11 protein-coding genes are annotated in these 15,826 nt (G+C 68.0%); 5 read left to right on the top strand and 6 right to left on the bottom strand.

Going from position 1 to position 15,826, the window contains the following annotated elements; translation table 11 throughout:
- Positions 1-19 precede the first annotated feature (19 nt).
- The 4 genes from GON04_RS01960 to GON04_RS01945 form a co-directional block, all read right to left on the bottom strand.
- Positions 20-2,080, bottom strand: coding sequence for a M3 family metallopeptidase (locus GON04_RS01960; protein WP_157396331.1), 2,061 nt, complete (start codon positions 2,078-2,080; stop codon positions 20-22).
- A gap of 70 nt (positions 2,081-2,150) precedes the next feature.
- Positions 2,151-3,002 carry a bifunctional methylenetetrahydrofolate dehydrogenase/methenyltetrahydrofolate cyclohydrolase FolD gene (gene folD / locus GON04_RS01955; RefSeq protein WP_157396330.1) on the bottom strand — a complete coding sequence of 284 codons (852 nt, stop codon included), beginning with the start codon at positions 3,000-3,002 and terminating at the stop codon, positions 2,151-2,153.
- A 71-nt stretch (positions 3,003-3,073) separates the two neighbouring features.
- Positions 3,074-3,703, bottom strand: a complete 630-nt coding sequence (locus tag GON04_RS01950; RefSeq protein ID WP_157396329.1) for a response regulator transcription factor — start codon at positions 3,701-3,703, stop codon at positions 3,074-3,076.
- Positions 3,700-6,234: a PAS domain-containing sensor histidine kinase gene (locus tag GON04_RS01945; RefSeq protein ID WP_157396328.1), complete on the bottom strand. Its 2,535-nt coding sequence runs from the start codon at positions 6,232-6,234 to the stop codon at positions 3,700-3,702. Before GON04_RS01945 ends, GON04_RS01950 begins: the two co-directional genes overlap by 4 nt.
- A 153-nt stretch (positions 6,235-6,387) precedes the next feature.
- Here GON04_RS01945 and aceE point away from each other — a divergent pair, with 153 nt between their 5' ends.
- From aceE to lpdA, 4 genes are read left to right on the top strand one after another with little or no spacing between them, the layout of a single operon-like run.
- Complete coding sequence (gene aceE, locus GON04_RS01940) at positions 6,388-9,102, top strand: pyruvate dehydrogenase (acetyl-transferring), homodimeric type (protein WP_157396327.1); 2,715 nt, start codon at positions 6,388-6,390, stop codon at positions 9,100-9,102.
- A 44-nt stretch (positions 9,103-9,146) separates the two neighbouring features.
- Positions 9,147-10,808 (top strand): dihydrolipoyllysine-residue acetyltransferase, encoded by a 1,662-nt coding sequence (gene aceF / locus GON04_RS01935; RefSeq protein ID WP_157396326.1) that lies wholly within the window; start codon positions 9,147-9,149, stop codon positions 10,806-10,808.
- Between the two features lie 22 nt (positions 10,809-10,830).
- Entirely contained in the window at positions 10,831-11,421 is a 591-nt protein-coding gene (locus GON04_RS01930; protein WP_157396325.1) for an Ntn hydrolase family protein, read from the top strand.
- The gene (lpdA, locus tag GON04_RS01925) at positions 11,418-13,184 is read left to right on the top strand and encodes a dihydrolipoyl dehydrogenase (RefSeq protein WP_157396324.1); all 1,767 of its coding nucleotides are present in this window, start codon (positions 11,418-11,420) and stop codon (positions 13,182-13,184) included. The genes GON04_RS01930 and lpdA overlap by 4 nt, the downstream gene beginning before the upstream one ends.
- A 46-nt stretch (positions 13,185-13,230) precedes the next feature.
- Here the strand turns inward: lpdA and GON04_RS01920 are convergent, their stop codons facing one another.
- The gene (locus GON04_RS01920; protein ID WP_157396323.1) at positions 13,231-13,818 is read right to left on the bottom strand and encodes a C40 family peptidase; all 588 of its coding nucleotides are present in this window, start codon (positions 13,816-13,818) and stop codon (positions 13,231-13,233) included.
- Between the two features lie 193 nt (positions 13,819-14,011).
- Here GON04_RS01920 and GON04_RS01915 point away from each other — a divergent pair, with 193 nt between their 5' ends.
- A complete protein-coding gene (locus GON04_RS01915) occupies positions 14,012-15,061 on the top strand; it encodes a PQQ-dependent sugar dehydrogenase (RefSeq protein WP_458334853.1) in 1,050 nt (349 codons plus the stop codon).
- Between the two features lie 6 nt (positions 15,062-15,067).
- Here GON04_RS01915 and GON04_RS26530 read toward each other — a convergent pair whose 3' ends face one another.
- Positions 15,068-15,718, bottom strand: a complete 651-nt coding sequence (locus GON04_RS26530) for a response regulator transcription factor (protein ID WP_181653835.1) — start codon at positions 15,716-15,718, stop codon at positions 15,068-15,070.
- Between the last annotated feature and the right edge of the window lie 108 nt (positions 15,719-15,826).

The raw sequence follows: 15,826 nt of genomic DNA, 5'->3' as shown, positions 1-15,826 counted from the left end.
GCGTCTGGAAAAAGCTCCGTCAGGCCATGCCCTGGTGCCGCAGCAGTGCGTCCATGCTGGGCTCGCGGCCACGGAACGCCTTGAACGATTCCATGGCCGGCCGGCTGCCGCCGGACTCGAGGATGGCCTGCCGGTATTTTCGCCCGGTTTCGACGCTGGGGGAACCGTCCTCGCCGGCGGTCTCCTCGAACGCCGCATAGGCGTCGGCGGACAGGACCTCGGCCCACTTGTAGCTGTAATAGCCCGCCGCGTAGCCGCCGGCGAAGATGTGGCTGAAGGTGTGGGCGGTGCGGCTGAAGGCCGGTGCGGGCAGCACGGCCACTTCGGCGCGCACCTGGCGCAGTACCGCCATGAAGTCGCCGGCGGGGTCGTGGCCGGTGTGCAGCAGCATGTCGAACAGGGCGAATTCCACCTGGCGCAGGGTGGCCAGGCCGCTCTGGAAATTGCGGGCTGCCAGCATCTTGTCGAACAGCTCGCGCGGCAGCGGCTCGCCCGTGTCGACGTGGGCGGTCATGTGGCGCAGCACGCTCCACTCCCAGCAGAAGTTCTCCATGAACTGGCTGGGAAGCTCCACGGCGTCCCATTCCACCCCGCTGATGCCCGAGACGTCGCGCTCGTTCACCCGCGTGAGCATGTGGTGGAGGCCATGGCCAGCCTCGTGAAACAAGGTGATGACGTCGTCGTGCGTGAGCAACGGGGGTTTTCCCTCCACCCCGTCGGCGAAGTTGCAGACCAGGTGGGCCACGGGCGTCTGCAGGCGGCCGTCGTCGGGGCGCAGCCAGCGCGCCCGCACGTCGTCCATCCAGGCGCCGCCGCGCTTGCCGTTGCGGGCCGAGGGATCGAGGTAGAACTGCCCCACCAGCTCGGTGCTGACATGGGCGTCGGCGTCCTTGCGCTCACGCTCGATGCGGTAGAACTCCACGCCGGGGTTCCACACCGGCGCATGGTCGCGCCGGATCACCACTTCGAACAGCGTCTCGACGATCTTGAACAGACCGGCCAGCACCTTGGGCGCGGTGAAGTACTGCTTGACCTCCTGTTCGCTGAAGGCATAGCGCTCCTCCTTCAGCTTCTCGGCGATGTAGCTCCAGTCCCAGGCCTGCGGATCGCGCAGCCCCAGCCTGTCGGCCGCGAACGCGCGCATGTCGGCCACGTCCTTCTCGGCGAAGGGCCGGGCCTTGGCGGCCAGCTCGCGCAGGAAGCCGATCACCTGGTCGGGCGATTCGGCCATCTTGGGCACGACCGACACCTCGCCGAAATTGGGGTAGCCGAGGAGCTTCGCCTCTTCCTGGCGCAGCGCCAGGATCTCGCGGATCAGGTCGCTGTTGTCGAACTGGCGGAACTCCTCCGGCGACTGCTCGCTTGCGCGGGTGACATAGGCGCGGTAGACCCGCTCGCGCAGCCCGCGGTCGTGCGCGAACTGCATCACCGGCAGGTAGCTGGGCATCTTCAGCGTGATCTTGTGTCCGTCCTTGCCCTCGGCCTCGGCCGCGGCGCGGGCGGCCTGCACCGTGTCCTCGGGCACGCCGGCCAGTTCCTCGCGCGATGCGTAGTAGGCGAAGGCATCGGTGGCGTCGAGCGCGTTCTCGCTGAACTTCTGCGCCACCTCGGCCTGGCGCTCCTGGATGGCCGCGAAGCGCTCCTTGGCGGCCCCCTGCAGTTCCGCGCCGCCCAGCACGAAATTGCGGACAGCGTTCTTCAGCGCCTGGCGCTGCTCGGGATTGAGACTGCCCGGGTCGATGGCCTTGTACTTGGAATACAGGCGCTCGTCAGCGCCCAGCCGGGTCCAGAACTCCGTGACACGGGGCAGCACCTCGTTGTAGGCGGCTCGCAACTCGGGCGTGTCGGCGACGCTGTTCAGGTGGCCGACGGCGCCGAACGCCCGGCTCAGCCGCTCGGTCGTGCAGTCCAGGCGCGCGGCCAGCGCCGTCCAGTCGGCGGGGAATTCCGGTGCGACCACCGCCTCGAGCGCGGCCTCGCCTTCCGCCAGCAGGGCGTCCATGGCCGGGGCGACATGCTCCGGCCGGATCTGGTCGAAAAGGGGAAGGTCGTGGGTGTCGAGGAGGGGATTAGCGAGCATGAGGCCCATTTTGCGGCAAGCCCGCCCCGCTTCAACGGGCGGCGGGATTGCCGTTGCCAATCGCCCCGATTCAGCCGGCCGCGCGCTCGGCGGCTTCCAGGGTATTCACCAGCAGCATGGCGCGGGTCATGGGGCCGACTCCGCCGGGCACCGGCGTGATCCACCCGGCCACCTCCCGCACGCCTGCAAAGTCGACATCACCGCAGAGCTTGCCGGCCTCGTCGCGGTTCATGCCGACGTCGATGACGACCGCGCCGGGCTTGACCATGTCGGCCGTCAGCACGTTGCGCTTGCCCACCGCCGCCACGACCACGTCGGCCTGCCGCGTGTGGGCCTTCAGGTCGGTGGTGCCGCTGTGGCAGATGGTCACGGTCGCGTTCTTCTGCAGCAACATCAGGGCCATCGGCTTGCCGACGATGTTGCTTCGGCCGATGACGACGGCGTGCTTGCCGCGCAGGTCGTAGCCGATGCTTTCGAGCATCTTCATGCAGCCGTACGGGGTGCAGGGCCAGAAGCCCGGCTGGCCCGTGACCAGGGCGCCGGCGCTGGCGACGTGGAAGCCATCGACGTCCTTGGCGGGCGCGATCGTCTCGATCACCTTGCTGGCGTTCAGGTGCTTGGGCAGCGGCAACTGAACCAGGATGCCGTGCACGGCGGGGTCGGCGTTCAGTTCCCGGATGCGGGCAAGGAGCTTCTCCTCGGACAGGTCGGCCGGGTAGGTCTCGAGCGTGGCCTGCAGGCCGGTCTCGGTGCTGTCGTTGACCTTGTGGCGCGTGTAGACCTGGCTGGCGGGGTCGCTGCCGACCAGGACGATGGCCAGCGCGGGCTGGATGCCACGGGCGCGCAGCGCCTGGGTGCGGCCGGCGACGTCGGCGCGGATCTTCTTGGACAGCGCGTTGCCGTCGATCAGTTGTGCGGTCATGGGGCGTAGGGATGGACGTCCAGCGGCCGTGGACGCCGGGACCTCGCTCGACGCCCGATGCTGGACTGGGATCAGGCCTTGGCGGCGCTGCCCTGGCCGAGGGCGATCTTGAGCAGGTCGGCCACGGTGTTGGCGTTGAGCTTTTCCATGATGTTGGCTCGGTGCGCCTCTACCGTCTTGATGCTGATGCCCAGGTCGTCGGCGATCTGCTTGTTCAGGCGGCCGGCGACGATGCGTTCGAGCACCTGGGCTTCGCGGCTGGTGAGCTTGGAGAGCAGGGCATCGCGGCTGGCGGCGCTCTGGTATTCGGCGAAGGCGCCGCGCGCGTGTTCGAGCATGCGCTCGACCAGGCTGACCAGTTCCTCTTCCTTGAAGGGCTTCTGGATGAAGTCCATCGCGCCCTTCTTCATCGTGTTCACGGCCATGGGCACGTCGCCGTGGCCGGTGATGAAGACGATGGGCAGCGGCGACTTGCGCTCGATCAGCCGATCCTGCAGTTCGAGGCCGGTCATGCCGGCCATGCGGATGTCGACGATCAGGCAGGCGACCTCGCGCGGGTCGTAGCGGGCCAGGAAGGACTCGGCCGATTCGAAGCACCGCACCCGGTAGTCTTTGCCTTCGAGCAGCCATTGCAGCGAGTCGCGGACCGCTTCGTCGTCGTCGACCACGTAGACGGTGCCCTTCTTCGGGATCAGGCTCATGCAGGTACTCCGGCGTCCTTGTTTGCTGCGGAACTGATAGCGCCGGAGACAGGAATCCAGAAGGAAAACCGGCAGCCTACGACGTCGGCGCCATTGTAGATGTTCTCGGCCTGCATCCGACCCTGGTGCGATTCGACGATGGTGCGGCACAAGTTCAGGCCGATGCCCATGCCTTCGGCCTTGGTGGAGAAGAAGGCCTCGTACAGGCGGTCCATGACCTCGGGCGCCAGGCCTTTGCCGGAATCGACGACCGAGAACTCCACCACTGCCTGCTCGTCGACCTCGCGCAGGATGGCGCGCAGTTCGACGCTGCGCTGTGCGGTCGTCCGGTGCGCGTTGTCGATGGATTCGGCCGCGTTCTTCAGGAGGTTGACCAGCACCTGTTCGATCAGGATGGGATCGACCAGCAGCTTGGGCAGCTGCGCGGCCACGTAGTGCGACAGGCGCACGTTGCGCCGGCGCAGCTCGATGTCGGCCAGTTCGACCGCCTCGGCCACCATCGCGGCGACGTCGGAGGGGGCCCGGTTCGGCTCGCTGCGCCGCACAAAGCTGCGGATGCGCTGGATGATCTGGCCGGCGCGCTGGGCCTGGCGCGCCGTCTTGTCCAGGGCCAGGAGCAGGTCGTCCTGCTTGATCTGGCCGGCCTTGATGCGCGAGACCAGGCCGTTGCAGTAGTTGTTGATCGCGGTGAGCGGCTGGTTCAGCTCGTGCGCGACGCTCGACGCCATCTCGCCCATCGTGATCAGGCGGCTGGCCGACTGGGCGCGCTCGGCCTGCGCGGCCGACTGCTCCTCGGCATGCCGGCGCGGCGTGATGTCGGTGGCGATCACCATCTGCGCCAGCCGGCCGTCCACCCAGTTCAGGTAGCGCGAACGCACCTCCAGCCACTTGCCCAGTTCCGGCACGAAGATCTCGGCGTTCTCGGACTGGGCCGCCGTCAGCTGCCCGGTGGGCAGGCCCACGAACGAGTCGACCTCGTCGAGCGATTCGTCCGAACGCGGCGTGTCGGGCACGCCGGCCTGGGCCACCATCTGCAGGTGCCCCACCGTGTGCTGGCCGAACCACAGGCGGTACAGCTTGTTGGCGAACAGCAGTTCCTCGCTGCCCAGCGGCGCGACCGACACCGACGCATCGAGGGCCTCCAGCACGGTGGTGAAGCGCTCGTGGGAGGCCTGCAGCTGCTCGCGGATGCGGTTCGGCTCGGTGATGTCCGTCATCGACGTCATCCAGCCGGTCTGGTGGCCCTTGGGGTCGATCAGCGGCGAGACGTACATGCGGGCATCGAACAGCGAGCCGTCGCGGCGCTTGACGCGCACCTGGAAGCCGCCGGGCAGGGTGCGGCCGTTCAGTTCATCGTCCAGCCGGGCGGCGAGCTGCTCGCTGTCCTCCTCGGGCCAGTAGGGGAAGGGGGCGGTGCGGCCCACGAGCTGGGCCTCGCTCCAGCCGGTCATCTGGCAGAAGGCCGGGTTCACGTAGGTGATGCGGCCGTGCATGTCGAGGGCGCGCATGCCGGTGAGCATGGAATTCTCCATGGCCCGGCGGAAATTGGTCTCGGCGATCAGGGCCTGCTGGGCCTGCATGCGGCGGCGCGTGTGGCGCCAGTTGCCGATGAGCATCCAGGCCGTCATGGCGCTGAGCGTGCCCACCAGCCAGAACAGGCCGCTGCCCACCACCCCCAGCGAGGTGCGGTAGGCCTGCGCCCGCAGCACCAGGCCGTTGCCGACCGGCGAGACCGGCACCTCGAACTCGTTGGCCTGCGGCGTGGCCCAGGCGAGGAGGGCGCTGGCCGGCCCGCGGGGCGGCAGCGACTGCCCGGCAAGCAGCCGTCCCTTGCCATCGAGCAGCGACACGGCGTAGCGCGCCGACACCTCGGCCGGCACCCCGTAACGCAGGAGGCTGTCGATGGAGTACTCGCCCAGGATGACGCCAGCGAAGCGGGCCTGGTCGGCCAGCGGCACGTGCAGCTGCAGCAGCGGCACGGCGTCGCCGTTTCGGGACGGCTGCGAGTACACCGGCTGCTGCAGGTCGCGCACCAGGGAATAGGTCGCCTCGGTCTCCCCACTGCGTAGCAGGTCCCCCGGCAGGCGCTGCTGCGCGGTGGGCACGCTGGGCCCGGCGTAGGCGGCCTTGAGGCGGCGCCGCTCGTCGATCCAGGCCAGGGCCTGCAGTTCCGGGTACTGGGTGACCAGCGTTTCGGCCCGGCCGACGAAGTCCTCGGCGTCGACGTCCTTGTTGGAGACGTCGCGGGCCAGGCGCATCAATTGCTCCTGCCGCTCGAGCAGCCGCAGGCGCAGCCGTTGCTGCCCGTATTCGACGTCGCGCCGGACGGCCTCCTGCTCGCGGTCGATTTCCTCCAACCGCAGGTACCAGAAGGCGGAGATGATGGCGGCCAGGAACAGCAGCACCGCCGCCAGGGGCGCCAGCATGGCGTACCGGTCCTGGCGGCCGGGTGTCTGGCGCCGCCACCAGCGCCGCAGCCAGGGGACCGGCGCGGCGGCTTCGTGCAGCTCGTGGGAGGGGCTGTCTTGCATGGAGTATCCGAGTGTAGGTGAGTGATTTTCGTGCCGAGAATTCACATTACGAAATGCATGAGCACCATTTGAAATCTTCGGCGAGGTGTGCGACACTGCGCACAGGCGTACGGCACCCGTACCAAAATCACCACGAACACTGGAGACAAAGCCATGTCAGCTCAGCCCGACCACCTGTTCGGCGCGGCCGCCAACGACGCGGACGCGCAGGAAACCCGTGAATGGATCGACGCGCTATCCGCGGTCATCGCCACGGAGGGTCGAGAGCGGGGGCACTTCCTGCTGGAGCATTTGCTGGAGCAGGCACGCCAGGAGGGCATCGACCTCCCGTTCTCGGCGACCACCGGCTACATCAACACGATCGAGCCGCAGGACGAGGAGCGTTGCCCGGGCAACCTCGAGATTGAGGAGCGCCTGCGCGCCTACATGCGCTGGAACGCCATGGCCATGGTGGTCAAGGCCAACCGGCTCCATCCCGAGGACGGCGGCGACCTGGGCGGCCACATCAGCTCGTTCGCGTCGCTGGCCAACATGTTCGGCGCCGGCTTCAACCATTTCTGGCACGCCGAGAGCGAGGACCACGGCGGCGACTGCCTGTACATCCAGGGGCACAGCTCGCCCGGCATCTACGCGCGGGCGTACCTCGAGGGCCGGATCTCCGAGGAGCAGCTGCTCAACTTCCGCCAGGAAGTGAAAGGCAAGGGCCTGTCCAGCTATCCGCATCCCAAGCTGATGCCGGAGTTCTGGCAGTTCCCGACCGTGTCGATGGGCCTGGGCCCGCTGATGGCGATCTACCAGGCGCGCTTCCTGAAGTACCTGCATGCCCGCGGCATCGCCAACACCGAGAACCGCAAGGTCTGGGTGTTCTGCGGCGACGGCGAGATGGATGAAGTCGAGTCGCTCGGCGCCATCGGCCTGGCGGCCCGTGAAAAGCTCGACAACCTGATCTTCGTGGTCAACTGCAACCTGCAGCGCCTGGACGGCCCGGTGCGCGGCAACGGCAAGATCATCCAGGAGCTTGAAGGCGAATTCCGCGGCGCGGGCTGGAACGTCATCAAGCTGATCTGGGGCAGCTACTGGGACCCGCTGCTGGCGCGCGACAAGGAAGGCATCCTGAAGCAGATCATGCTGCAGACGCTGGACGGCGACTACCAGGCCATGAAGGCCAACGACGGCGCATTCGTGCGCAAGAACTTCTTCGGCCAGCACCCCAAGGCGCTGGAGATGGTCGCGAAGATGAGCGACGAGGACATCTGGCGCCTGAACCGCGGCGGCCACGACCCGCAGAAGGTGTACTCGGCCTACCACAAGGCCGTCCACCACAAGGGCCAGCCGACCGTGCTGCTGATCAAGACGGTCAAGGGCTTCGGCATGGGCAAGGCGGGCGAGGGGCGCAACATCGCCCACCAGGCCAAGAAGCTCGGCGACGACGACATCCGCGCCTTCCGCGACCGCTTCAACATCCCGATCCCGGACGACAAGCTTGCCGAGATCCCGTTCTACAAGCCCGACGAGCACACGCCGGAGATGAAGTACCTGCACGAGCGGCGCAAGGCGCTGGGCGGTTACCTGCCCAAGCGCCGCGCCAAGGCCGACGAGCAGCTGAAGGTGCCCCCGCTGGAAGCCTTCAAGGCGGTGCTCGACCCGACGGCCGAGGGCCGCGAGATCAGCACGACGCAGGCCTACGTCCGCTTCCTCACGGCGCTGCTGCGCGACAAGGAAATGGGCCCGCGCACGGTGCCCATCCTGGTCGACGAGGCCCGCACGTTCGGCATGGAGGGCCTGTTCCGCCAGATCGGCATCTACAACCCGGACGGCCAGAAGTACACCCCGCAGGACCGTGACCAGGTCTCCTACTACAAGGAGGAGGTCAACGGCCAGATCCTGCAGGAGGGCATCAACGAGGCCGGCGGGATGGCCAGCTGGATCGCCGCGGCGACGTCGTACTCGACGAACAACCGCATCATGGTGCCGTTCTACATCTACTACTCGATGTTCGGGCTGCAGCGCGTGGGCGACCTGGCCTGGGCGGCCGGTGACATGCAGGCCCGCGGGTTCCTGCTGGGCGGCACGTCCGGCCGCACGACGCTCAACGGCGAGGGCCTGCAGCACGAGGACGGCCACAGCCACGTGCTGGCGCACACCATCCCGAACTGCGTGAGCTACGACCCGACGTTCGCGCACGAGGTCGCGGTGATCATGCAGCACGGCCTGAAGCGCATGGTCGAGAAGCAGGAGAACGTCTTCTACTACATCACGCTGCTGAACGAGAACTACCCGATGCCCGGCCTGGTGCCTGGCACCGAGGAGCAGATCGTCAAGGGCATGTACCTGTACAAGCCCGGCGCCAAGGCCGGCAAGGGCAAGGCGACGGTCAACCTGCTGGGGTCGGGCACCATCCTGCGCGAGTCGATCGCCGCACAGGAACTGCTGGAGAAGGACTGGGGCGTGTCGGCCAACGTGTGGAGCTGCCCGAGCTTCAACGAACTGGCCCGTGACGGCCAGGACTGCGAGCGCTGGAACCTGCTGCACCCGACCGACAAGCCGCGCGTCGCCTTCGTGACGCAGCAGCTCGAGTCGCAACCCGGCCCGGTGGTCGCGTCCACCGACTACATCAAGGCCTACACCGAGCAGATCCGCGCCTACATCCCCAAGGGGCGCAGCTACAAGGTGCTGGGCACCGACGGCTTCGGCCGCAGCGACTTCCGCAGCATGCTGCGCGAGCACTTCGAGGTGAACCGCCACTATGTCGTGGTCGCGGCGCTCAAGGCGCTGAGCGAGGACGGGGCGGTGCCGGCGGCCAAGGTGGCCGAGGCCATCAAGAAGTACGGGCTGTCCGTCGACAAGATCAATCCGCTGTACGCCTGACGCGCCTGCCACGCGGCGCCAACAAGAACGAGGAGAACAAGCCCATGGCATCCGTCGAAGTGAAGGTCCCCGACATCGGGGACTTCGATGAAGTCGCGGTCATCGAAGTGCTGGTCAAGGCCGGCGACACCATCAAGCCCGAGCAGTCGCTCGTGACGGTGGAATCCGACAAGGCCTCGATGGAGATCCCGTCGTCCGTCGGCGGCGTCGTCCAGGAACTGAAGGTCAAGGTCGGCGACAAGGTGGCCGAAGGGTCGGTGCTGCTGATCGTCGAGGCCGCCGGCGCAGCAGCCCCCGCGCCGGCCGCGTCCGCGCCGGCGAAGGCGGCCGCTGCTCCTGCCGCCTCCGTGCCGGCACCCGCCGCGCCCCCGGCGGCGTCCGGCGGTGGATCGGTCGAGGTTCGCGTCCCCGACATCGGCGACTTCAAGGACGTGGCCGTCATCGAGGTGCTGGTCAAGCCGGGCGACAGCATCCAGCCGGAGCAGTCGCTCATCACGGTGGAGTCGGACAAGGCCTCGATGGAGATCCCGTCGTCGGCCGCCGGCACGCTCCGGGAACTGAAGGTCAAGATCGGCGACAAGGTCAACATCGGCGACCTGGTGGCGGTGCTGGAAGGCGCTGCAGCCGCACAGGCACCGGCACCGGCTCCTGCTGCAGCGGCGCCCGTCGCCGCGCCGGCTCCCGTGCCCGCCGCGCCCGCCGGCCCCGGCACGGCCGAACGAACCGTTCCCACCGCGGCCCTGCCGCCGCACGAACCGGGCGCGCCCACTGCCAGCATGCCGCATGCATCGCCGTCCGTGCGGAAGTTCGCGCGCGAGCTCGGCGTGCCGCTCGACGAAGTCAAGGGTACGGGCCCCAAGGGCCGCATCCTGCAGGAAGACGTGCAGGGCTTCACCAAGGCGGTCATGCGCGGGGAGGCCGTCACCAAGGCCGCGGCGGCCAAGGCACCGGCCGGCGGCGGCGGTGGCGAGGCGCTGGGCCTGCTGCCCTGGCCCAAGGTGGACTTCACCAAGTTCGGCCCGGTGGAGCGCAAGGACCTGTCGCGCATCAAGAAGATCAGCGGCGCCAACCTGCACCGCAACTGGGTGATGATCCCGCACGTCACCAACCACGACGATGCCGACATCACCGATCTCGAGGCCTTCCGCGTCCAGCTGAACAAGGAGAACGAGAAGAGCGGCGTCAAGGTCACGATGCTCGCCTTCCTCATCAAGGCCAGCGTCGCGGCCCTCAAGAAGTTCCCCGAGTTCAACAGCTCGCTCGACGGCGAGCAGCTGGTGCTGAAGAACTACTGGCACATCGGCTTCGCCGCCGACACGCCCAACGGGCTGGTGGTGCCGGTGGTGAAGGACGCCGACAAGAAGGGCGTGCTGCAGATCAGCCAGGAGATGGGCGACCTCGCCAAGAAGGCGCGCGACGGCAAGCTCGGCCCTGCCGACATGACCGGAGCCACCTTCACGATCTCGTCGCTCGGCGGGATCGGCGGCCGTTACTTCACGCCGATCATCAACGCGCCGGAAGTCGCTATCCTCGGGGTCTGTCGCAGCCAGACCGAACCGGTCTGGGATGGCAAGCAGTTCCAGCCGCGGCTGATGCTGCCGCTGTCGCTGTCGTGGGACCACCGCGTCATCGACGGTGCCTCGGCCGCGCGCTTCAATGCCTACCTGGGGGCCATCCTGGCGGACTTCCGCCGCGTGCTCCTCTAAGAAGAAAAGAGACCTCGACGTAATGACCACCGTTGTCGTAGTGAAGAAGGCCGGGCAGATCGCCATCGCAGCCGATACCCTGGTGACCTTTGGCGACACGATGCTGTCCAAGCGCTACGAGGACAACACCAAGATCTTCCGCGTCGACACCGATGGCGGGCCCAGCTACATCGGCATGGCCGGCACGGTGGCGCACTTCCCCGTGCTGCGCAAGGCGATGTCGTCGATGCCGCGGGAGATCCTGCACCTGGGCAGCAAGGACGAGGTGTTCGACACCTTCACCAAGCTGCATCCCTACCTCAAGGACAACTTCTTCCTGCAGACCAAGGAGGAGGACAGCGACCCGTACGAGTCCAGCCAGTTCAGCGTGGTCATCGCCAACGCGAGCGGCATCTACGGCCTGTACAGCTACCGCGAGGTGTTCGAGTTCAAGGAGTTCTGGGGCATCGGCTCCGGACGCAGCTTCGCCCTCGGGGCGATGCATTCGATCTACAACAAGGCGAAGACGGCCCGTGAAGTGGCCGAAGCCGGCATCACGGCCGGGTGCGAGTTCGACCGCAACTCTGCCCTGCCGTTCGATGTGTTCACCGTGAAGATGAGGGAGTCCAAATGAGCCTGCTCGACGTGCGGGTCCCCGATATCGGGGACTTCAAGGACGTGGCCGTCATCGAGGTGCTGGTCAAGCCGGGCGACACCGTCAAGGCGGAGCAATCGCTCATCACGGTGGAGAGCGACAAGGCTTCGATGGAGATTCCGTCCAGCCATGCCGGCACCGTCAAGGAACTGAAGGTCAAGATCGGCGACAAGGTGTCCGAGGGTTCCGTGCTGCTGGTGCTCGAGGCCCAGGGCGCGGCCCCTGCGCCGGCACCGGCCGCGCCCGCGCCCCAGGCGCCGGCGGCGGCGCCGGCCCCGGCCCCGGTGGCGTCGACCTACGCCGGCGGTGCCGACCTCGAGTGCGACATGCTGGTGCTGGGCGCCGGGCCGGGCGGCTATTCCGCTGCCTTCCGCGCCGCCGACCTGGGCATGAAGGTGGTGCTGGTCGAGCGCTATGCGACGCTCGGCGGCGTGTGCCTGAACGTCGGCTGCATCCCGTCCAAGGCGCTGCTGCACGTCGCCGCGGTGATGGACGAGGTCAGCCACTTCGAATCGCTGGGCGTGTCCTACGGCAAGCCCGCCATCGACCGCGCCAAGCTCAAGGCGCACAAGGACAAGGTCACCGGCAAGCTCACCGGCGGACTGGCCGCCATGGCCAAGATGCGCAAGGTGACTGTCGTGCGCGGCAACGGCACCTTCCTCGATCCGCACACGGTGCAGGTGGAGGAGACCACCGGCACGGGCAAGGACACGACTGGCAAGAAGCAGGTGATCCGCTTCAAGAACGCGATCATCGCCGCCGGCTCGCAGGCGGTCTCACTGCCCTTCATGCCCAAGGATCCGCGCGTCGTCGATTCGACCGGCGCGCTGGAACTGGCGAGCGCGCCCAAGCGGATGCTGATCCTGGGCGGCGGCATCATCGGCCTGGAGATGGGGACGGTGTATTCCACGCTCGGCGCCCGGCTCGACGTGGTCGAGATGCTCGACGGCCTGATGCAGGGCGCCGACCGCGACCTGGTGCGCGTGTGGCAGAAGATGAACGCCCCGCGGTTCGACAACATCATGCTCAAGACCAAGACGGTCGGGGCGGAAGCCACCAAGGACGGCATCCTGGTGCGGTTCGAGGGCGAACAGGCACCCAAGGAGCCGCAGGTGTACGACCTGGTGTTGCAGGCCGTCGGCCGCAGTCCCAACGGCAAGAAGATCGGCGCCGAGAAGGCCGGCATCACCGTCAGCGACCGCGGCTTCATCCCGGTCGACGTGCAGATGCGCACCAACGTCCCGCACATCTTCGCCATCGGCGACATCGTCGGCCAGCCCATGCTGGCCCACAAGGCCGTGCACGAGGCGCACGTGGCGGCGGAAGCCGCCGCCGGCGAGAAGGTGGCGTTCGACGCCCGCGTGATCCCGAGCGTCGCCTACACCGACCCCGAGGTGGCGTGGGTGGGCCTCACCGAGGACCAGGCCAAGGCGCAGGGCATCGCCATCAAGAAGGGGCACTTCCCCTGGTCGGCGTCGGGCCGGGCGATCGCGAACACGCGCGACGAGGGCTTCACCAAGCTGCTGTTCGATGCCAACACGCACCGCATCCTCGGCGGCGGCATCGTCGGCACGCACGCCGGCGACCTCATCAGCGAGGTGGCGCTGGCCATCGAGATGGGCGCCGACGAGGTGGACATCGGCAAGACCATCCATCCGCACCCGACGCTGGGCGAATCGATCGGCATGGCCGCCGAGATCGCCCACGGTACCTGCACCGACGTCCCGCCGCCGCGCAAGTAGCCTCGCCAGCCGCCCACCGGCGGCTGTAGTACGAAGGGAGGCCGGCTCAGGGGCCGGTCGGGAGGTTGTCGGCCGGGCTGTTGCCCATTGACGGGGCCGGCTGTTGCTGCGACAGCAGCACGCGCCGCGCGCCGTCGAAGCGGCGCTTCCAGTAGCCCACGCCCATGTCTTCGACCCGCACCTCGGCGCCGGGCTTGGGCGAATGGATGAACTTGCCGTCGCCGACGTAGATGCCGACGTGGCTGAAGGCCCGCCGCATGGTGTTGAAGAACACCAGGTCGCCGGGCTGGAGATCCTTCTTGTCGATCGCCTGGGTGGCGGCGGCCTGTTCGTTGGCGCGCCGCGGCAGGATCAGGCCCACCGTCTGCTCGTACATCGCCTTGACGAAGCCGCTGCAGTCGAACCCGGTCTCGGCGGAAATGCCGCCGCGCCGGTACGGCACCCCCATGAATCCCATGGCGGTGACGACCAGCTCGGACGTGGTGTCGGTGATGCGGTCGCGCACCTGCCCGAGCCGCACCAGCAGGCCCTTGTCGGCCGTGAGGCGCTGGTCATCGTCCGTCGGCGCCGAGGGCGCTGCCTGGGCCGACAGGGCGCCGGCCAGCACGAGGGAACTGATGAGCCACTTGAACATCGCGCGGAGAGTAAGGTTCAGAAAAGTCGAAGTCAAGCGAACGACGCTTTGTAACTTATTGATGCGATTGGAGTTTCGCAATGGCCCGCTCGGGTCAGATCGCGGATTGCGGAAGTCGGGGGATCTGATGAGCTTAGCAGTCGGGGGCGGGTCGATCGGTCGTGGCGTGGTGGCCTGCGTGCTGCTTTTCACGCTGGCGGGGCTGGCGGCACAGCCGCGCGTGCAACCGGTTGCCACCGGCCTGGCGAATCCCTGGGCAGTTGCTTTCATCGAAGGCGGCCGCTTCCTGGTCACCGAGCGGGCCGGACGCATGCGCATCGTCGAACCGGATGGCCGCGTGGGCGCTCCGATCGGCAGCGTGCCCCCGGTGGTCGCGGGCGGGCAGGGCGGCCTGCTGGACCTGGTGCTGGACTCGGACTTCGAGCGCAACCGCCAGCTGTTCTTCTGTTTCTCGGAGCCCGGTCCCGGCGGCAACTCCACCGCGTTGGCCCGGGCCCGGCTGGCGCCGGACCGCAGCCGGCTCGACGACGTGCAGGTGATCTTCAGCCAGAAGCCGAAGGTGGCGAGCAGCCTGCACTTCGGCTGCCGCATCGTCGAGACGCCGGACGGCCTGCTGTTCCTCACACTCGGCGAGCGGTTCGTCCGCAAGCAGGACGCGCAGCGCCTGGACAACCACCTGGGCAAGATCGTCCGGCTGACCAAGGACGGGCAGGCCGCGCCCGGCAACCCGTTCGCCGGGCGGCACGGGGCCCTGCCCGAGATCTGGAGCCTGGGCCACCGAAACAGCCAGGGCGCCACCCTGGGTCCGGACGGCCGCCTGTGGATGCACGAACACGGGCCACAGGGCGGCGACGAGATCAACCTGCCGCAGCCGGGCCGCAACTACGGCTGGCCCATCATCACGTACGGCGAGAACTACGGCGGCGGCCCGATCGGCGACGGCATCACAGCGCGGGCCGGCCTGGAGCAGCCCCTGCATTACTGGGTGCCCTCGATCGCGCCTTCGGGCATGGCGTTCCTCACCAGCGACCGCTACGGCCCGGACTGGAAGGGCAGCCTGTTCATCGGCTCGCTGAAATTCGGCTACCTCGACCGCGTCGAACTCGCCGACGGCAAGGTCGCGCGCGAGCACAAGCTGCTGGAAGGCATCGGCCGGGTGCGGGACGTCCGCCAGGGGCCCGATGGGCTGCTCTACCTGCTGACCGACAGCGCCGACGGGCGCCTGCTGCGGCTGCTCCCCTGAGGAGCCTCAGGGCTTGACCAGCCCCTTGCGCACCGCGTAGCGGGTGAGGCTGGCGATGTCGTTCAGCCGCAGCCGTTCCATGATGCGGGCGCGGTGGACGTCCACCGTCTTGGGCGACAGGCCGAGCTCGAAGGCGATCTCCTTGGACGCCTTGCCCTGCGCGATGAGCTTGAGGATCTCGACCTGGCGGTCGGTGAGTTCGTCGTTCGCGGTCGGTTCGGACGGCTGCAGCAGCCGCTGGGCGATGACGGGGCTGAAGTAGGTGCCGGTGGCCATCACGCTGCGGATGGACTGCTCCAGCTCGAAGGGCGGTGCGTCCTTCATGAGGTAACCGCAGGCGCCGCTGGCCACCGCGCGCTTGACGAAATCGACGGTGTCGTACATCGACAACACCAGCAGCCGGACACCGGGGTGGCGGCCATGGATCTCGCCGATGGCCGCGATGCCGTCCATGCCGGGCATCGAGATGTCCGTCATCACCACGTCGGGCCGCAGCGAATCGACCAGGGTCACCAGTTCGCTGCCGTTGCGCGCTTCCGCGACCACCTCGACGCCTTCGACCATCGACAACAGCGCCTTGATGCCGGACCGCACGAGGTCGTGGTCGTCGGCGAGCACCACGCGGATGGGCTTGTCGGACGTGGAGGGAGTTCTCATGCAGATGGCGGCGGGAGCGCTGCGGGGAATCAGCGCGAGGCCTGCCAGTTTAGTGCCTGCAGCCCGGCAGCGCGGCGGTTCGGCCCGGCCACACGTGGCCGAGTAAGC

Origin of the sequence: Ramlibacter pinisoli, assembly GCF_009758015.1 — a bacterium.
Taxonomy (GTDB): Bacteria; Pseudomonadota; Gammaproteobacteria; order Burkholderiales; family Burkholderiaceae_C; genus Ramlibacter; species Ramlibacter pinisoli.
This window is presented reverse-complemented; position numbering and strand designations above follow the sequence as displayed.